Source organism: Klebsiella sp. GB_Kp056 (assembly GCF_040064755.1).
GTDB lineage: Bacteria > Pseudomonadota > Gammaproteobacteria > Enterobacterales > Enterobacteriaceae > Klebsiella > Klebsiella quasipneumoniae.
Genome location: NZ_JBEAJA010000069.1, coordinates 1 through 17,058, shown reverse-complemented (window position 1 = coordinate 17,058; position 17,058 = coordinate 1). Strand labels below are relative to the sequence as shown.

Here is a 17,058-nt window from a genome sequence, read left to right as displayed (position 1 = left end):
TTTTCAGGATAACTGCACCCCGAAAATTATAAGACATCCGCCCATGATACTCGCATCGCCCGCCGAATTACCGACGGACGGCGGCACAAAGGCATACAGACATTCACGGCAGATGTGGAAAAATTGGTCCTGACGCCACGGCGGTGTACCATCATGGCCAGGTCACTTTTCAACATCAACCGGAAATAACACATGACAACACGCGTGATTGCCCTGGATTTAGACGGCACCCTGCTCACCAGCAAAAAAACCATCCTGCCCGCTTCGCTGGAAGCGCTGGCCCGCGCCAGAGAGGCGGGCTACCAGGTGATCGTCGTTACCGGACGTCATCACGTCGCTATTCATCCTTTTTATCAGGCACTGGCTCTCGATACACCTGCAATTTGTTGTAATGGCACTTATTTGTATGATTATCACGCAAAAAAGGTTTTGGCGGCCGATCCTATGTCGGTGGAACACGCGGTAAGCCTCACCGCCATGCTCGCCGAACAGCAGATCCACGGCCTGGCCTATGTGGATGACGCGATGCTTTACGAACAGCCCACCGGGCATGTGATCCGCACCCGCAACTGGGCGCAGGCGTTACCGGAGGATCAGCGCCCGGTCTTCAGCCAGGTCGACTCGCTGGCGCAGGCGGTCCGCGAGGTCAAGGCGGTATGGAAATTCGCCCTCACCGACGACGACATTCCCCGTCTGCAGCGCTTTGCGCAGGAGGTCGGCGAGACGCTGGGCCTCGAGTGCGAATGGTCGTGGCACGACCAGGTGGATATCGCTCGCGCCGGCAACAGCAAAGGCAAACGCCTGGCGCAGTGGGTCGCTGACCAGGGGCTGTCGATGCAGAACGTGGTGGCCTTCGGCGATAACTACAACGATCTGAGTATGCTGGAAGCGGCCGGCACCGGGGTGGCGATGGGTAATGCGGTGGACGACGTCAAAGCCCGCGCCAACGTGGTCATCGGCGACAATGAGTCCCCCAGCATCGCCGAGTTTATCTACCGTCAGCTGCTGTGATCAGGCGGCAATCGACACGCTTTTGATCTGGGCAAATACCTGCTGGCCTGGCGCTATCGCCAGGTCATCCCGCGCCCACGGGCTGATTCGAGCCCACAGCGGATGGCCGCTCACCCTGAGCTGAACCTCAATCTGCCCGTTGACCTCCAGACACTGAACCACCTCGGCGCGTAAGATATTGCGGATGCTGGTTGCGGACGGCTGGGCCAGCACCAGCGAGACGTCCGACGCCTGGATGCGGATCCGCGCGCTCTCCCCGGCGGGACGATCGAGCCGGTTAACCCACAGCATTTGATCCCCCAGCGTCAGCGCGGTCATCGCGTACTGCGGATGCTGCGCGGCGACGGTGGCGCTGAGGATCGTACTCTGCTGTTCCGCCGGCAGCCAGGGGTGCATCACGCTGCTGCTCCAGACCTCCTCCAGCGGACCGAAAGCCTTCACCTTACCGGCCTCCAGCACCAGCACGCGATCGGCCAGATGCTGGATCTCGTCCAGCGAGTGGCTGACGTAGAGCATCGGAATATGGATCTCCTGCGCCAGCCGCTGCAGATAGGGCAACAGTTCGCGTTTGCGCGGAATATCCAGCGAGGCCAACGGCTCGTCCAGCAGCAGCAGCTCCGGCGCGGTCAGCAGGGCGCGGCCGATGGCCACGCGCTGCTTTTCGCCGCCGGATAACCGGCCCGGCAGCCGATCCAGCAAGGGCGCAATTCCCAGCAGTTCCACCAGCTTATCGAACTGGCTGACCATGGATTTCGCCATTCCGTACTGCAGATTGCCGCGCACTTTATAGTGGGGAAACAGGCGCGCATCCTGAAATACATAGCCGATCCGCCGCTGCTCCGGCGCCAGGCAGATACGCTGCGCGGTGTCGTTCAGCACCCTTCCGTTTAGGACAATCCGCCCCGCCTGCGGCCGGGTCAGGCCGCTGATAGCGTTGATCAACGACGTTTTCCCGGCGCCTGAGACGCCAAAGATGGCGGTGATCCCGCTGCTGGGCAGCGTTTCACGGATCTGCAGACAGTGGCTGCCGAGGGTCTGGGTAAAGTCCAGCTCGAGCATCATGATCCTCCCATTCGCTGGCGGCTCACGCGGGCCAGCCATTCTGAAATCAAGAGCGAGACCAGCGCCAGACCGATAGCGATGAGGCAGAGGCGGGCCGCCGCCCCCTCCCCGCCTGGGGTCTGGATCAAGGTGTACATCGCCGAAGGCAGGGTGCGCGTTTCACCGGGAATATTGGAGACGAACGTGATGGTCGCGCCAAACTCCCCTAACGAGCGGGCGAAGGCCAGCACCGTGCCGACAATAATTCCCGGCAAAGTCAGCGGCAGCGTAATGGTGAAAAATACCCGCCAGCGGCTGGCCCCGAGGGTTCTCGCCGCCTGCTCCAGTTTGATGTCCACCCCCTCCAGCGCCAGGCGGATGGCGCGCACCATCAGCGGGAAAGACATCACCGCCGCCGCCAGCACCGCCCCGCGCCAGCTGAAGGCAAAGCTGATGCCGAACCAGTCATACAGCCAGCTGCCAATAAACCCGCGCCGCCCCATGGCCACCAGCAGCAGATACCCCACCACCACCGGCGGCAGCACCAGCGGCAGATGGAGAAGGCTGTCGAGCAGCGCCTTGCCGGGGAAGGTGCGCCGGACCAGCAGCCAGGAAAAAAAGATGCCAAAGGGCAGGCTCAGGGCCACCGCCAGGGAGGAGACTTTCAGGCTCAGCAGCACCGCCTGCCATTCGGGTTCGCTCAGAAACATCAGCGGGTGGTAAATCCGTAACGTTGAAAAATCGCCGACGCTTCCGGCCCTTTCAGGTAGTCATAGAAAGCGCTCACGGCCGCATTGCGGTGGCCATCGACAATCGCCAGCGGGTACTCGACTTTCTGATGCGACGCCTCAGGGAAAGTGCCAACCACTTTCACCCCTTTGCTGGCCACGGCATCCGATCCGTAGACGATGCCCAGCGGCGCTTCGCTACGCTCCACCAGCGCCAGCGCGCCGCGCACGTCTTCCGCCGGGGCGAGCTTCGGCGACAGGGTCTCCCAGGCGCCCAGTTTCTGCAGCGCTTCTTTGGCGTAGATACCTGCCGGAACGTGCTGCGGATCGCCCACCGCCAGACGGCCCCCTTTCAGCAGGCTGGTCCAGTCGGTTTTCTCATCAATGGTTATCGCCCCCTGCGCGCTGGCTTTCGGCGCCACCACCACCAGGCTGTTGCCAAGCAGGGTGGCGCGGGTCGCCGGATCGATGGCCTTTTTGTCTGCCGCGTAATCCATCCACTTTTGATCGGCGGAGATAAACAGGTCCGCCGGGGCGCCTGCTTCAATCTGCCGCGCCAGCGTCGACGACGAGGCAAACGACGAGACGACCTCGACGTTTTTCGCTTTCTTATACGCCTGGGCGATATCCTGCATCGCGTTGGTTAACGACGCGGCCGCGAAAACGGTCACTTTCCCTTCTGCCGCCAGCGCCTGACCCGCGACGCACAGCGTGAGCGATACCCCGACCACCCCGCGTAACCAAGAACCTGTCATCTGAATCTCCTGTCAATGCGTTATGTACTCGACAATATAACGATATGCGAAGCGTTTTTATAGTGACGCAGGACAATAAAATGAAGGGAAATGATACAGGAGGGAAATAGCACAGCGCCCGGTTAAACCGGGCGCCGGGAAATCAATGATTTTGCTGGCTGCGATCTTTGTGGCCGACGCCGGAGAAGAGGTTGAACACTTCGCCAAGACCGTAAATCAATCCCAGGATGACCGCCATCACCACCGGTACCATGATGACCGCAAAAACCAGACTTTTCAAAAGCTCTAACATGGTTCACTCCAGATAGTATGATTCCCTGATTGTAACGGTTTCAGCCGAAAAAACACGCCCCATTTGTGCGGTGGTTAATGACAAACCGCGCAGAGAGGTTTTGCAACGGGGTGACTATCGGTCACAATACGCTTTTTTGTCAGGAAACGATTATGCAGGCCGAAATTCTTCTCACCCTTAAGCTTCAGCAGCGCCTGTTTGCCGACCCCCGGCGGATCGCCCTGCTCAAACAGATTGACCAGACCGGTTCGATAAGCCAGGGGGCGAAGCACGCGGGTATCAGCTATAAAAGCGCGTGGGATGCCATCAACGAGATGAACCAGCTCAGCGAACAGCCGCTGGTGGATCGCGCCACCGGCGGCAAAGGCGGCGGCGGCGCGGTGCTGACCCGCTACGGGCAGCGTCTGATCCAACTGTACGATCTGCTGGCGCAGATCCAGCAGAAAGCGTTTGATGTGCTCAGCGATGACGACGCCCTGCCGCTGGACAGCCTGCTGGCGGCCATCTCGCGCTTTTCCCTGCAAACCAGCGCCCGCAACCAGTGGTTCGGCACTATCACTGGCCGCGATCGCCAGCAGGTGCAGCAGCACGTCGAGGTGCTGCTGGCCGACGGGCAGACCCGCCTGAACGTCGCCATTACCGCCCAGAGCGCTGAAAAGCTGGGGCTCGATGAGGGCCAGGAGGTGCTGGTCCTGTTGAAAGCGCCCTGGGTTGGCATCACCCTCGACCCGGCGGTGGCCCGCCAGGCCGAGAACCAGCTGTCGGGTCGCATCAGCCATATCGAATGCGGCTCCGGGCAGTGCGAAGTGCTGATGACCCTTGCGGACGGCCAGACCCTGTGCGCCACCCTGCCGCAGGCCCAGACCTCTGGCCTGACGGAAGGGACGGAGGCGATCGCTTACTTCAGCGCCGATCGCATCATTCTCGCTACGTTATGCTGACCCCATTGACATTGCGCGCCTGAAGTCGTATCCCTGATGCACATCGCTGCAAAAAATGGGATACATCATGTCATCATTGCAAATTTCGCAAGGCACGTTTCGCCTGAGCGATACAAAAACCTTAAAAATAGACCACCTGAGCGTGGCGGCGGGTGAAAGCTGGGCGTTCGTCGGCAGCAACGGCAGCGGCAAGTCCGCCCTCGCGCGGGCCCTGGCCGGCGACCTGACCCTGCTCAGCGGCCAGCGCGAAAGCCTCTTCTCCCGCGTAACCCGCCTCTCCTTCGAACAGCTGCAGAAGCTGGTCAGCGACGAGTGGCAGCGCAATAACACCGACCTGCTCAGTCCCGGAGAAGAAGATACCGGACGCACTACCGCGGAGATTATTCAGGATGAGGTGAAAGATCCGGCCCGCTGCGCGCAGCTTGCCGAACAGTTTGCCATCAGCGCCCTGTTGGACCGCCGCTTTAAGTATCTGTCCACTGGCGAAACGCGTAAGACCCTGCTGTGCCAGGCCCTGATGAGCGATCCGCAACTGCTGATCCTCGACGAGCCGTTCGACGGCCTCGACGTCAACTCCCGCCAGCAGCTGGCCGCCCTGCTGGCCGACCTGCATCGCGCCGGCATCACCCTGGTGCTGGTGCTCAACCGTTTCGATGAGATCCCGGACTTTGTGCAATACGCCGGCGTGCTGGCTGACTGCCTCCTCAGCGAGACCGGCGAGAAGCACGCTCTGCTGCAGCAGGCGCTGGTCGCCCAGCTGGCGCACAGTGAAAAACTGGACGGTATCACCCTGCCGGAGCCGGATGCCCCACCGGCCCGCCATACGCTGACGGAGACGGCGCCGCGTATCGTCCTCAATGACGGGGTGGTCTCCTACAACGATCGCCCGGTTATCAACCACCTCTCCTGGACCGTAAACCCGGGTGAACACTGGCAGATCGTCGGCCCCAACGGCGCGGGTAAATCCACCCTCTTAAGCCTTATCACCGGCGATCACCCCCAGGGCTACAGCAACGATCTCACCCTCTTTGGCCGTCGGCGCGGCAGCGGCGAGACCATCTGGGATATTAAAAAGCATATCGGCTACGTCAGCAGCAGTCTGCATCTGGACTACCGGGTCAGCACCAACGTCCGCAACGTGATTCTGTCGGGCTATTTTGACTCGATCGGCATTTATCAGGCGGTGTCGGATAAACAGCATAAGCTGGTGCAGCAATGGCTGGATATTCTCGGCATCGATAAGCGCACCGCCGACGCGCCATTTCACAGCCTGTCGTGGGGCCAGCAGCGGCTGGCGCTTATCGTCCGCGCGCTGGTGAAGCATCCCACCCTGCTGATCCTTGATGAACCGCTGCAGGGGCTGGATCCCCTCAATCGCCAGCTGGTGCGCCGCTTCGTCGACGTCCTGATTGGCGAAGGCGCTACGCAGCTGCTGTTTGTCTCGCACCATGCGGAAGATGCCCCGGACTGTATTACCCATCGCCTGGCGTTCGTTCCCAGTGGAGACGGTTACACTTATCAGCTCGGCCCCGTGGCCTGACGCCCCCTGCCGGGGATCGCAAGATCCCTGGTATTTTTCAGAAAAATAGCGCCTTACTCACCTAACAATATGTATTTTAAACAAAATATATTAAACGATGCCGTTTCATCCCCGAGTGTAAACGATTCCACTAACTTGTTCTGTGTCACACTTTTCACTTCTTTGATATGCTATCTTCCTCATACACGATAAGCCGAATGGAGCGAATCATGAAAGTTCTGGTTACAGGTGGTAGCGGTTACATTGGAAGTCATACCTGCGTTCAACTGCTGCTGCAGGGGCATGAGGTGGTGATCCTCGACAATCTCTGCAACAGCAAGCGCAGCGTACTGCCGGTGATTGAGCGTCTCGGCGGCAAAGAAGCCACCTTTATTGAAGGCGATATTCGTAACGAAGCGCTGATGACCGAGATCCTCCACGATCACGCCATTGAAGCGGTGATCCACTTCGCCGGGCTGAAAGCCGTCGGGGAGTCCGTCGCCAAGCCGCTGGAATATTACGACAATAACGTCACCGGCACACTGAAATTAGTCTCCGCCATGCGCGCCGCGGGCGTGAAGAACTTCATCTTTAGCTCCTCCGCCACCGTCTACGGCGACCAGCCGAAAATCCCGTATGTCGAAAGCTTCCCGACCGGCACCCCGCAAAGCCCCTACGGTAAAAGCAAACTGATGGTGGAGCAGATCCTGACCGACCTGCAAAAAGCGCAGCCGGAGTGGAGCATTGCCCTGCTGCGCTACTTCAACCCGGTCGGCGCCCACCCGTCGGGCGACATGGGCGAAGACCCGCAGGGGATCCCGAATAACCTGATGCCGTATATCGCCCAGGTCGCCGTTGGCCGTCGCGAATCGCTGGCCGTGTTTGGTAACGACTACCCGACCGAAGATGGCACCGGCGTGCGCGATTATATCCACGTGATGGACCTTGCCGACGGCCACGTCGCGGCCATGGAAAAACTGGCTGACAAAGCCGGGGTCCATATCTACAACCTTGGCGCCGGCGTCGGCAGCAGCGTGCTCGACGTGGTCAATGCTTTCAGCAAGGCATGCGGCAAACCGATTAACTACCATTTCGCGCCGCGCCGCGATGGCGACCTCCCGGCCTACTGGGCGGATGCCGCCAAGGCCGACCGCGAGCTGAACTGGCGCGTGACGCGCAACCTGGACGAAATGGCGCAGGACACCTGGAACTGGCAGTCCCGCCATCCGCAGGGTTATCCAGACTAAGGAACCTTCATGAGCGTATTTAACCCCGTTGACCATCCGCATCGTCGTTATAACCCGTTAACCGGGCAGTGGATTCTGGTTTCTCCGCATCGCGCCAAGCGCCCCTGGCAGGGAGCGCAGGAGACGCCGGCAAAACAGACCTTGCCGGCCCACGATCCGGACTGTTTCCTGTGCCCGGGCAACACCCGGGTCACCGGCGACACGAATCCGAATTACACCGGCACCTACGTGTTTACCAACGACTTTGCGGCCCTGATGACCGACACCCCCGATGCCCCGGAGAGTGACGATCCGCTGATGCGCTGCCAGAGCGCGCGCGGCACCAGTCGGGTGATCTGCTTCTCGCCAGACCACAGCAAAACGCTGCCGGAACTGAGCCTTGAAGCGCTGGAAGGCGTGGTTAAAGCGTGGCAGGAACAGACCGCGGACCTCGGGAAAAGCTACCCGTGGGTGCAGGTCTTTGAAAACAAAGGAGCAGCGATGGGCTGCTCCAACCCACACCCGCACGGTCAGGTATGGGCCAACAGCTTCATGCCTAATGAAGCGGAACGGGAAGACCGTCTGCAGAAAGCGTATTACGCCAGCCAGGGCCAGCCGATGCTGCTGGACTATGCCCGGCGCGAACTGGCCGACGGCAGCCGCACGGTGGTCGACACCGATCACTGGCTGGCGGTCGTGCCCTACTGGGCCGCATGGCCGTTCGAAACGCTGCTGCTGCCGAAAGCGCCCGTGCAGCGTATTACCGATTTAACCGACGCCCAGCGCAGCGATCTGGCGCTGGCGTTGAAAAAGCTGACCAGCCGTTACGACAACCTGTTCCAGTGCTCATTCCCCTACTCCATGGGCTGGCACGGCGCGCCGTTTAACGATGAAGACCATAACCACTGGCAGCTTCACGCCCACTTTTATCCGCCGCTGCTGCGCTCCGCGACGGTCCGCAAGTTTATGGTTGGCTACGAAATGCTGGCCGAAACGCAGCGCGATCTCACCGCCGAGCAAGCTGCCGAACGACTGCGCGCCGTCAGCGACGTCCATTTTCGTGAATCCGGAGTGTAATGATGAGTCTGAAAGAGAAAACCCAAACCCTGTTTGCTGAGGCCTTCGGCTACCCGGCCAGCCATGTCATTCAGGCACCAGGCCGCGTCAACCTGATCGGCGAGCATACCGATTACAACGACGGCTTTGTGCTGCCCTGCGCCATCGACTACCAGACGGTGATCAGCTGTGCGCCGCGCGACGATCGTACCGTGCGGGTGATTGCCGCCGATTACGACAATCAGACCGACGAATTCTCTCTCGACGCGCCGATTCTCAGCCACGACACCCAGCAGTGGTCGAACTATGTCCGCGGCGTGGTGAAGCATCTGCAACAGCGGAACAGCCACTTCGGCGGCGCAGATCTGGTGATCAGCGGCAATGTGCCGCAGGGCGCAGGCTTAAGCTCCTCAGCCTCGCTGGAGGTTGCCGTCGGCACCGTGTTCCAGCAGCTCTACCATCTACCGCTGGACGGCGCGCAAATCGCCCTCAACGGCCAGGAGGCGGAAAATCAGTTCGTCGGCTGCAACTGCGGGATCATGGATCAGCTGATTTCGGCGCTGGGCAAAAAAGACCATGCGCTGCTGATCGACTGCCGCTCGCTGGGCACCAAAGCCGTCTCGATGCCGAAAGGCGTGGCGGTGGTGATCATCAACAGCAACTTTAAGCGCACCCTCGTCGGCAGCGAGTACAACACCCGTCGTGAACAGTGCGAGACCGGCGCGCGCTTCTTCCAGCAGCCCGCTCTGCGCGATGTCACCCTTGAGCAATTCAACGCTGTCGCCCATGAGCTGGATCCGGTGGTGGCGAAGCGGGTACGTCATGTGCTGACGGAGAATGCCCGCACCGTGGAAGCCGCCAGCGCCCTTGAAAAAGGCGACCTGAAGCGGATGGGCGAGCTGATGGCCGAATCCCACGCCTCGATGCGCGATGATTTCGAGATCACCGTCCCGCAGATCGACACCCTGGTGGAGATCGTCAAGGCGACAATCGGCGATAAGGGCGGCGTGCGCATGACCGGCGGCGGTTTTGGCGGCTGTGTGGTAGCGCTGGTCCCGGAGGATCTGGTCGATACCGTTCAGCAGGCCGTTGCCAACGAGTATGAAGCGAAAACCGGAATTAAAGAGACGTTTTATGTCTGCAAACCGTCACAGGGGGCTGGCCAATGGTAACGCAAACTACCGCGCTGGCGCCGGACGGCCAGCCATGGCAGCAGGTAACCCTGCGCAATAAGGCGGGGATGACCGTCATCGTGGCGGACTGGGGCGCGACGCTGCTCAGCGCCGAGGTGCCGCTGGCCGATGGCAGCGTGCGCCATCCGCTGCTGGGCTGCGCAAAGCTGGAAGACTATGCCCGCCAGGCCGCGTTTCTTGGCGCCTCGGTAGGCCGCTACGCCAACCGTATCGGCAATAGCCGCTTCCCGCTTGACGGCCAGCTCGTCACCGTCACGCCGTCAAACGACGCGGGCCACCAGCTTCACGGCGGCCCGGAAGGTTTTGATAAACGCCGCTGGCGCATCGTCCGCGCCGACGAGCAGGAAGCGCTGTTCGCCCTGACCTCGCCCGATGGCGATCAAGGCTTTCCGGGTACTCTGCAGGCCACCGCGCACTATCGTCTGACCGACGATAACCGTATCGCGATTACCTATCGCGCCACCGTGGACCAACCCTGCCCGGTGAACATGACCAATCACGTCTATTTCAACCTCGACGGTGACCAGGGCGACGTGCGCCAGCACCAGCTGCAGATCCTCGCCCATCGCTATTTGCCGGTGGAAAGCGATGGTATCCCGGGCGGCGGACTCAAAGACGTCGCCGGCACCAGCTTTGATTTCCGCCAGCCGAAAACCATCGCCGCCGACTTCCTCGCGGATGCCGATCAGCAAAAGGTGAAGGGTTACGACCATGCCTTCCTGCTGGACGCCAGAGGCGACGCCAGTCAACCTGCGGCGCAGGTCTGGTCGCAGGACGGTAAGCTGCAGATGACGGTCTATACCTCCGCTCCGGCGCTACAGTTTTATTCCGGCAACTATCTCGGCGGCACCCCGTCGCAGACGACGGAACCCTACGCCGACTGGCAGGGGCTGGCGCTGGAGAGCGAATTCCTGCCGGATTCGCCGAATCATCCGGAATGGCCGCAGCCGGACTGTGTGTTACGTCCAGGCCAGGAGTACGTCAGCCTGACGGAATATCAGTTTATCGCCCGCTAATCGCCAGCGCCCTCCGCCGGGGGGCGCTGAGTTTCGTCCCCGCCCTCTTCTCTCCTGCCTCTTTTTTCAGCAACCTGCTCTATTTTCCGTCATCAAAGGACAAAAAAATAACCTGTGTTTTACAAGCACCTTACACTGAGCCACTATTTTCGCTATGGTTAGGGATAAGCATTGCCGTGAGCCAAATCACGGCAATATAATGAGAATAGTTATCAATCAATAACACATACACCAACATATTCAGCGCACCGTTCGCGGCGCGAGGGATGGCGTGTAGAGAGGAGTAAGAGAATGGCTGTAACTAAGCTGGTACTGGTTCGTCATGGCGAAAGCCAGTGGAACAACGAAAACCGCTTCACCGGTTGGTACGACGTTGATCTGTCCGAGAAAGGCGTTAGCGAAGCGAAAGCAGCAGGTAAACTGCTGAAGGCTGAAGGCTTCAGCTTTGATTTTGCTTATACCTCCGTGCTGAAACGTGCCATCCACACCCTGTGGAACGTGCTGGACGAACTGGATCAGGCCTGGCTGCCGGTTGAGAAATCCTGGAAGCTGAACGAGCGTCATTACGGCGCGCTGCAGGGCCTGAACAAAGCGGAAACTGCTGAGAAATACGGTGACGAGCAGGTTAAACAGTGGCGTCGCGGCTTCGCCGTTACTCCGCCGGAGCTGACCAAAGACGACGAGCGCTACCCGGGCCACGATCCGCGCTATGCAAAACTGACCGACGCGGAACTGCCGACCACTGAAAGCCTGGCGCTGACCATCGACCGCGTCGTGCCTTACTGGAACGAAACCATTCTGCCGCGCCTGAAAAGCGGTGAGCGCGTGATCATCGCCGCTCACGGTAACTCCCTGCGCGCGCTGGTTAAATACCTCGACAACATGGGCGAAGACGAAATCCTCGAACTGAACATCCCGACCGGCGTACCGCTGGTGTATGAGTTCGATGAAAACTTCAAGCCGATCAAACATTACTATCTGGGCAATGCGGAAGAGATCGCGGCGAAAGCGGCTGCCGTCGCCAACCAGGGTAAAGCGAAGTAATTTCCCCCGGTGAAAATAAAAAAGCGTGGAAATCTCCACGCTTTTTTTATGGCTTGCGCGAGCGCAACGTAGCTTAGCCGCGGCGGGTTTTCACCGCTTCCGCCAGCTGACGCAGGATCGCTTCGGTATCCTCCCAGCCGATGCAGGCGTCGGTGACGCTCTTGCCGTAGGTCAGCGGTTCACCGCTCTCGAGGCTCTGGTTGCCTTCCACCAAATGGCTTTCAATCATCACGCCCATAATGGCGCGCTCGCCGCCGGCAATCTGCTGGCATACGTCGGCGCCTACTTCCATCTGCTTCTTGAACTGCTTGCTGGAGTTGGCGTGGCTGAAGTCGATCATCACCTGGGCCGGCAGGCCCGCTTTCGCCAGACCGATTTTCACCTCCGCCACGTGCTTCGCGCTGTAGTTCGGCTCTTTGCCGCCGCGCAGAATAATATGGCAGTCGCCGTTGCCGCTGGTATTAACGATAGCGGAGTGGCCCCACTTGGTGACCGACAGGAAACAGTGCGGCGCGCCGGCGGCGTTAATCGCATCGATAGCCACCTTGATGGTGCCATCGGTACCGTTTTTAAAGCCCACCGGGCAGGAGAGCCCCGAGGCGAGCTCGCGGTGCACCTGGGATTCGGTGGTGCGCGCCCCGATGGCGCCCCAGCTCATCAGATCGGCGACATACTGCGGGGTGATCATATCGAGGAATTCCCCTGCCGCCGGCAGGCCGCTGTCGTTAATGTCCAGCAGCAGTTTGCGCGCAATGCGCAACCCGTCGTTGATGCGGAAGCTGTTATCCATATGGGGATCGTTGATAAGCCCTTTCCAGCCGACGGTGGTGCGCGGTTTCTCAAAATAGACGCGCATGACGATCTCGAGCTCGCCCTTCAGCGCCTCGCGCAGGGTCAGCAGACGGGAAGCGTACTCTTTCGCCGCCGCCGGGTCGTGAATAGAACAGGGCCCAATCACCACCAGCAGGCGGTCATCATCACCTTTGAGGATCTGGTGGATCGCTTTGCGAGCATGTGCAACGGTGTTTGCAGCATTTTCGGTAGCAGGGAATTTTTCCAGGAGCGCAACGGGAGGTAATAATTCGTTGATCTCTTTAATGCGTAAATCGTCGTTCTGATAATTCATCTTCTTTCCAGCGTTGCCATACTTATTCAATGAAATGCAATCCCTCCAATCTATCTCTTCGCTGAAATAGTGTAAACGTGATTTTACAGTAGTGATGGAATAATCCTGGAAATAGGCAAAAATACGCCATAAAGTAGCGAAACCAGACTCATGAACTACAATATTTAACTGTTAAAGCTAATTAAGTCTTACGTTTCAGGATTATATAGTGACACTGCGATCGTCTGCGGAGTCTTTAACCATAGCGAGTCAGATCCCTGGCACACTTACCGCTGGAGGCGTAGTTACCGCTTCCCGACCCAACAGGAGTATCCGATGAACATGAAAAAACTGACGACCCTTTTGCTCACCGCCACCTTAGGTCTTGCCAGCGGCGCGGCCCTGGCGGCAGACGCCGGCGCCCAGTCCAACAATGGCCAGGCCAACTCTTCCGCTGATGCCGGTCAGGTGGCGCCGGACGCCCGTGAAAACGTGGCGCCGAATAACGTCGATAATAGCCAAATCAATTCTGGCTCTGGCACTGGCACTGGCACTGGCACTGGCGGCACCATGCTTCATCCTGACGGCTCGACGATGAGCCAGGACAATATGTCGAGCGATGAGGTCCATAAAAACTCGATGTGTAAAGACGGCCGCTGTCCGGACACCGGTAAGAAGCTGGACAACGGCGACAGCATGAACCATGACAACAGCAAAACCGACGGCACCACCCAATAATTGATGCGGTGAGTGCAAACAGAGAAAAGGCGAGCCGGGCTCGCCTTTTCTCTGTTTGTTATCGTTCTCTGTTTATGATGTCATAGCGTGATAATGATAACTATCAAGGGACGACACTATGGCGCACTCGCATTCGCACTCCCCCGCCCAGGCTCCGGATAGCGGCAACGCCCGCCGGCTGCTCTGGGCGTTCATCGTCACCGCCGGTTTTATGCTGGTAGAAGCCATCGGCGGCGCGATCTCCGGCTCGTTGGCCCTGCTGGCGGATGCCGGCCATATGCTCACCGACTCCGCCGCCCTGCTGTTTGCGCTGCTGGCGGTTCGCTTCGCCAGCCGTCCCCCGAATGCCCGCCATACCTTTGGCTGGCTGCGTTTGACCACCCTGGCGGCGTTTCTCAATGCCATTGCTCTGGTGGTGATCACCATGCTGATTGTCTGGGAGGCCATTCAGCGCTTCCAGCACCCGCAGCCGGTTGCCGGCGTGACGATGATGGTGATTGCGGTCGCTGGCCTGCTGGCCAACGTGCTGGCTTTCTGGATCCTGCATCGTGGCAGCGAAGAGCGGAACCTCAACGTGCGCGCCGCGGCGCTACACGTGCTCGGCGATCTGCTGGGCTCGGTTGGCGCGATTGTGGCCGCCGTGGTGATCCTCACCACCGGCTGGACGCCTGTCGACCCGATCCTTTCCGTGCTGGTTTCCTGCCTGGTGTTAAGTAGCGCCTGGCGTCTGCTGAAGGAGAGTCTGAATGAGCTGCTGGAAGGCGCGCCGCGTTCGCTGGATGTGACGGCCCTGCAGCGGGATATCCGCCGCTCTATCCCGGAGGTGCGCGATGTTCACCACGTCCACGTCTGGCTGGTGGGGGAAAAACCGGTGATGACGCTGCATGTGCAGGTTGTGCCGCCGCACGATCATGATGCGTTACTCAACCGCATCCTGCATTTCCTGGAACATAAATATGAAATTGAGCATGCCACGGTACAGATGGAGTACCAGCCCTGCAGCGGCCCGGAGTGCCATCTCAACACGATGCACGCCGGGCACGATCATCACCACCACCATTAGCCAGAAAACGCGTGAGAACCTCGCTCACGCGCGCTGTTTATCCACATCCGGCTGCCGTTCAGCGCAATGAACGTCAGCAAGAGATATTCCAGCGACATCGCATAGACGCCCTGACGGGCAAAAATCACCACGCTGATGACGTTGACGATGACCCACAGCAGCCAGTTCTCAACGTATTTGCGGGTCATTAAGATCATCGCCACTACCGACAGCACCGTCATACAGGAGTCCCAGAACGGGAAGGCGTCCGGCTGCAGTTCCGGCATAGTGACCTGCAAACCGAGCGCTTGCATCAGGCTGACCGCGATCCGCGTCAGGAAAGCAAAAAACGGATTGATAAACAGGGTCAGCAAGCCGATCGCCACCACGCAGGCCGCCAGCCAGCCCAGGGCTTTACTGCGCGGTAGCCAGCGGATCTGCAACTCAGCCTCATGGTTGCTGCTTTGCCGCGACCAGGCATACCAGCCGTAAACGTTAGCGGCAAAGAAGAACAGCTGCAGCAACAGGCTGGCATACAGCTGGATCTGAAAGAAGATGATGGCGAACAGCGTGACGTTGACCAGACCGAAGGCATAGTTACTGATCTTCTCCAGGCTCGCCAGCCAGATGCACAACAGCCCGGCGATGGTCCCCACGGCCTCTATCCAGGAGAGATCGTACCCCCCGGCGCCGATGGGTATATGTACTAAAATATTCTGCGTGCTAAAAAAATCCATTTTATCCTCTCAGCGCCAGATGACGCGGCAATAGGTTATCCCCGTAGTGTAGCCGCAAAATCCAGCATCCGGTTAAGGGGAATTAATGCGCCAGTCCGCAGCGCTTCGTCGACGTGGATTTCATGTTCAGCGCCGCCCTGCTCGAGACCCTCGGCAATGGCTTTCAGGCCGTTCATCGCCATCCACGGACAATGCGCGCAGCTGCGGCAGGTCGCCCCTTCACCGGCGGTGGGCGCTTCCAGCAGCGTTTTCTCCGGCACCGCCTGCTGCATTTTATAAAAGATACCGCGATCGGTCGCCACGATCAGCTGGCGCTGGGGCAGGCTTTTCGCCGCCGCGATCAGCTGGCTGGTGGAGCCTACGGCATCGGCCATCTCGACGATCGCCTGCGGCGACTCGGGATGGACCAGCACAGCGGCTTCGGGATGCAGAGCCTTCATCCGCATCAACGCCTGGGTTTTAAACTCGTCGTGCACGATGCACGCCCCCTGCCAGCAGAGCACATCTGCGCCGGTCTGACGCTGAACGTAACGGCCAAGATGGCGGTCCGGCGCCCAGAGGATTTTTTGACCAAGGCTATCCAGATGGTCAATGAGTTCCACGGCGATGCTGGAGGTCACCACCCAGTCGGCGCGAGCCTTCACCGCGGCAGACGTATTGGCATAGACCACCACAGTGCGGTCAGGATGAGCGTCGCAAAAGGCGTTGAACTCCTCAATCGGACAGCCCAGATCCAGGGAACACTCGGCGTTCAGGGTCGGCATCAGAATGGTCTTTTCCGGGCTGAGGATTTTGGCGGTTTCCCCCATAAAACGCACCCCGGCGACCAGCAGCGTAGAGGCCGAATGGCGGGCGCCAAAGCGCGCCATCTCCAGCGAGTCGGCAATACAGCCGCCGGTCTCTTCCGCCAGCTGCTGAATTTCAGGATCGGTGTAGTAATGCGCCACCATCACGGCATCGCGCTCGCGCAGCAGACGCTTGATTTTTTCGCGGTAAAACTGCTTTTCGTCGACGGTCAGCGGCTGCGGTTTCGGTGGGAAGGGATAAATCGCCGTTTCAGGATCAAACATTACGCTCATCATGCAATCTCGTTTTACTGGCTTAACTCTAAGACCGTCAGTATGGCCTGCCCGCGCCATGATACGGTTATGGTGTTTTATATGCTAAACAAGATAGCCGATTACGCGCCAAAAGTCGTGATGAATTTTGTACATCAGCGCCTGTTCCAGGGGACGATGCTGCGTCGCTGTCCGGGCTACCGGTTCGCGCCCTGTGCAGGCGTGGTAAGCGCAGCGCGACCGTGGGAAAGCGCTGAATACAATATTGTGGAAATTGATGGGAGGGCGGATAGCAAAAAGGCGCCTTTAGGGCGCCTTTTTACATTGGTGGGTCGTGCAGGATGACTCGGCTTCGCCTCGCCCTTCGGGCCGTCGCCGCAAGCGGCTCCGTTGTCTCACTACGTTCGACCCGAACCTGCTGCAGAGACACTCGTCTCATCCTGAGACTCGCCCTGCGGGCCAACGCCACCGCGTTGTTCAAAATTGTTCCCGACAATTTTGTCGAATCGTTAAGTTCCGCGGATAGCAAAAAGGCGCCTTTAGGGCGCCTTTTTAC

At 59.5% G+C, this 17,058-nt stretch carries 17 protein-coding genes, 1 other RNA gene and 1 pseudogene; 11 read left to right on the top strand and 8 right to left on the bottom strand.

Features of this window, described 5'->3' with window-relative positions; translation table 11 throughout:
- Window positions 1-192: 192 nt before the first annotated feature.
- Window positions 193-1,011, top strand: coding sequence for a pyridoxal phosphatase (locus tag ABLV52_RS23530; RefSeq protein ID WP_072413656.1), 819 nt, complete (start codon window positions 193-195; stop codon window positions 1,009-1,011).
- Here the strand turns inward: ABLV52_RS23530 and modC are convergent, their stop codons facing one another.
- From modC to ABLV52_RS23510, 4 genes are all read right to left on the bottom strand, one after another.
- The gene (modC, locus tag ABLV52_RS23525; RefSeq protein WP_044521712.1) at window positions 1,012-2,070 is read right to left on the bottom strand and encodes a molybdenum ABC transporter ATP-binding protein ModC; all 1,059 of its coding nucleotides are present in this window, start codon (window positions 2,068-2,070) and stop codon (window positions 1,012-1,014) included. It lies immediately after the preceding gene.
- Window positions 2,070-2,762 (bottom strand): molybdate ABC transporter permease subunit, encoded by a 693-nt coding sequence (gene modB, locus ABLV52_RS23520; protein ID WP_023288889.1) that lies wholly within the window; start codon window positions 2,760-2,762, stop codon window positions 2,070-2,072. Before modB ends, modC begins: the two co-directional genes overlap by 1 nt.
- The gene (gene modA / locus ABLV52_RS23515; protein ID WP_023288888.1) at window positions 2,762-3,535 is read right to left on the bottom strand and encodes a molybdate ABC transporter substrate-binding protein; all 774 of its coding nucleotides are present in this window, start codon (window positions 3,533-3,535) and stop codon (window positions 2,762-2,764) included. The genes modB and modA overlap by 1 nt, the downstream gene beginning before the upstream one ends.
- Before the next feature lie 142 nt (window positions 3,536-3,677).
- On the bottom strand, window positions 3,678-3,827 hold the full coding sequence (locus tag ABLV52_RS23510; RefSeq protein ID WP_002895156.1) for an AcrZ family multidrug efflux pump-associated protein: 150 nt from the start codon (window positions 3,825-3,827) through the stop codon (window positions 3,678-3,680).
- Between the two features lie 152 nt (window positions 3,828-3,979).
- Here ABLV52_RS23510 and modE point away from each other — a divergent pair, with 152 nt between their 5' ends.
- The 7 genes from modE to gpmA all read left to right on the top strand — a co-directional run bounded on the left by modE (window position 3,980) and on the right by gpmA (window position 11,822).
- Window positions 3,980-4,768: a molybdenum-dependent transcriptional regulator gene (gene modE, locus ABLV52_RS23505; protein ID WP_348890990.1), complete on the top strand. Its 789-nt coding sequence runs from the start codon at window positions 3,980-3,982 to the stop codon at window positions 4,766-4,768.
- A 67-nt stretch (window positions 4,769-4,835) separates the two neighbouring features.
- Entirely contained in the window at window positions 4,836-6,308 is a 1,473-nt protein-coding gene (gene modF / locus ABLV52_RS23500) for a molybdate ABC transporter ATP-binding protein ModF (protein WP_023288887.1), read from the top strand.
- Window positions 6,309-6,517: 209 nt separating this feature from the next.
- Complete coding sequence (galE, locus tag ABLV52_RS23495) at window positions 6,518-7,534, top strand: UDP-glucose 4-epimerase GalE (RefSeq protein WP_023288886.1); 1,017 nt, start codon at window positions 6,518-6,520, stop codon at window positions 7,532-7,534.
- A 9-nt stretch (window positions 7,535-7,543) separates the two neighbouring features.
- Entirely contained in the window at window positions 7,544-8,590 is a 1,047-nt protein-coding gene (gene galT, locus ABLV52_RS23490) for a galactose-1-phosphate uridylyltransferase (protein WP_117135801.1), read from the top strand.
- Between the two features lie 2 nt (window positions 8,591-8,592).
- The gene (gene galK, locus ABLV52_RS23485) at window positions 8,593-9,741 is read left to right on the top strand and encodes a galactokinase (protein ID WP_032455171.1); all 1,149 of its coding nucleotides are present in this window, start codon (window positions 8,593-8,595) and stop codon (window positions 9,739-9,741) included.
- Entirely contained in the window at window positions 9,735-10,778 is a 1,044-nt protein-coding gene (galM, locus tag ABLV52_RS23480; RefSeq protein ID WP_023288883.1) for a galactose-1-epimerase, read from the top strand. The genes galK and galM overlap by 7 nt, the downstream gene beginning before the upstream one ends.
- 291 nt (window positions 10,779-11,069) lie before the next feature.
- Window positions 11,070-11,822, top strand: a complete 753-nt coding sequence (gene gpmA, locus ABLV52_RS23475) for a 2,3-diphosphoglycerate-dependent phosphoglycerate mutase (protein ID WP_002895089.1) — start codon at window positions 11,070-11,072, stop codon at window positions 11,820-11,822.
- A 73-nt stretch (window positions 11,823-11,895) separates the two neighbouring features.
- Here the strand turns inward: gpmA and aroG are convergent, their stop codons facing one another.
- Entirely contained in the window at window positions 11,896-12,948 is a 1,053-nt protein-coding gene (aroG, locus tag ABLV52_RS23470; RefSeq protein WP_023288882.1) for a 3-deoxy-7-phosphoheptulonate synthase AroG, read from the bottom strand.
- Window positions 12,949-13,263: 315 nt separating this feature from the next.
- Between aroG and ABLV52_RS23465 the strand changes: the two genes are divergently transcribed.
- The gene (locus tag ABLV52_RS23465; protein WP_226327895.1) at window positions 13,264-13,665 is read left to right on the top strand and encodes a YbgS-like family protein; all 402 of its coding nucleotides are present in this window, start codon (window positions 13,264-13,266) and stop codon (window positions 13,663-13,665) included.
- A gap of 118 nt (window positions 13,666-13,783) precedes the next feature.
- The gene (zitB, locus tag ABLV52_RS23460; protein WP_348890989.1) at window positions 13,784-14,728 is read left to right on the top strand and encodes a CDF family zinc transporter ZitB; all 945 of its coding nucleotides are present in this window, start codon (window positions 13,784-13,786) and stop codon (window positions 14,726-14,728) included.
- Here the strand turns inward: zitB and pnuC are convergent.
- Both pnuC and nadA read right to left on the bottom strand, forming a co-directional pair.
- Window positions 14,725-15,444 carry a nicotinamide riboside transporter PnuC gene (gene pnuC / locus ABLV52_RS23455; RefSeq protein ID WP_004151689.1) on the bottom strand — a complete coding sequence of 240 codons (720 nt, stop codon included), beginning with the start codon at window positions 15,442-15,444 and terminating at the stop codon, window positions 14,725-14,727. The genes zitB and pnuC overlap by 4 nt on opposite strands.
- A gap of 35 nt (window positions 15,445-15,479) precedes the next feature.
- Window positions 15,480-16,523: a quinolinate synthase NadA gene (gene nadA / locus ABLV52_RS23450; protein WP_023288879.1), complete on the bottom strand. Its 1,044-nt coding sequence runs from the start codon at window positions 16,521-16,523 to the stop codon at window positions 15,480-15,482.
- Between the two features lie 69 nt (window positions 16,524-16,592).
- On the opposite strand from nadA, the pseudogene ABLV52_RS23445 reads away from it, so the two are divergent.
- Window positions 16,593-16,739, top strand: a pseudogene (locus ABLV52_RS23445) (hypothetical protein); the annotation flags it as partial.
- Between the two features lie 88 nt (window positions 16,740-16,827).
- Here the strand turns inward: ABLV52_RS23445 and ABLV52_RS23440 are convergent.
- A non-coding RNA gene (locus ABLV52_RS23440) (RtT sRNA) lies at window positions 16,828-16,965 on the bottom strand.
- Window positions 16,966-17,058 lie beyond the last annotated feature (93 nt).

Excerpts from the sequence above, each read along its gene's own strand:
- ABLV52_RS23530 (WP_072413656.1), top strand. The coding sequence starts at position 193 with ATGACAACACGCGTGATTGCCCTGGATTTAGACGGCACCCTGCTCACC.
- modC (WP_044521712.1), bottom strand. The coding sequence starts at position 2,070 with ATGCTCGAGCTGGACTTTACCCAGACCCTCGGCAGCCACTGTCTGCAG.
- modB (WP_023288889.1), bottom strand. The coding sequence starts at position 2,762 with ATGTTTCTGAGCGAACCCGAATGGCAGGCGGTGCTGCTGAGCCTGAAA.
- modA (WP_023288888.1), bottom strand. The coding sequence starts at position 3,535 with ATGACAGGTTCTTGGTTACGCGGGGTGGTCGGGGTATCGCTCACGCTG.
- ABLV52_RS23510 (WP_002895156.1), bottom strand. The coding sequence starts at position 3,827 with ATGTTAGAGCTTTTGAAAAGTCTGGTTTTTGCGGTCATCATGGTACCG.
- modE (WP_348890990.1), top strand. The coding sequence starts at position 3,980 with ATGCAGGCCGAAATTCTTCTCACCCTTAAGCTTCAGCAGCGCCTGTTT.
- modF (WP_023288887.1), top strand. The coding sequence starts at position 4,836 with ATGTCATCATTGCAAATTTCGCAAGGCACGTTTCGCCTGAGCGATACA.
- galE (WP_023288886.1), top strand. The coding sequence starts at position 6,518 with ATGAAAGTTCTGGTTACAGGTGGTAGCGGTTACATTGGAAGTCATACC.
- galT (WP_117135801.1), top strand. The coding sequence starts at position 7,544 with ATGAGCGTATTTAACCCCGTTGACCATCCGCATCGTCGTTATAACCCG.
- galK (WP_032455171.1), top strand. The coding sequence starts at position 8,593 with ATGAGTCTGAAAGAGAAAACCCAAACCCTGTTTGCTGAGGCCTTCGGC.
- galM (WP_023288883.1), top strand. The coding sequence starts at position 9,735 with ATGGTAACGCAAACTACCGCGCTGGCGCCGGACGGCCAGCCATGGCAG.
- gpmA (WP_002895089.1), top strand. The coding sequence starts at position 11,070 with ATGGCTGTAACTAAGCTGGTACTGGTTCGTCATGGCGAAAGCCAGTGG.
- aroG (WP_023288882.1), bottom strand. The coding sequence starts at position 12,948 with ATGAATTATCAGAACGACGATTTACGCATTAAAGAGATCAACGAATTA.
- ABLV52_RS23465 (WP_226327895.1), top strand. The coding sequence starts at position 13,264 with ATGAACATGAAAAAACTGACGACCCTTTTGCTCACCGCCACCTTAGGT.
- zitB (WP_348890989.1), top strand. The coding sequence starts at position 13,784 with ATGGCGCACTCGCATTCGCACTCCCCCGCCCAGGCTCCGGATAGCGGC.
- pnuC (WP_004151689.1), bottom strand. The coding sequence starts at position 15,444 with ATGGATTTTTTTAGCACGCAGAATATTTTAGTACATATACCCATCGGC.
- nadA (WP_023288879.1), bottom strand. The coding sequence starts at position 16,523 with ATGAGCGTAATGTTTGATCCTGAAACGGCGATTTATCCCTTCCCACCG.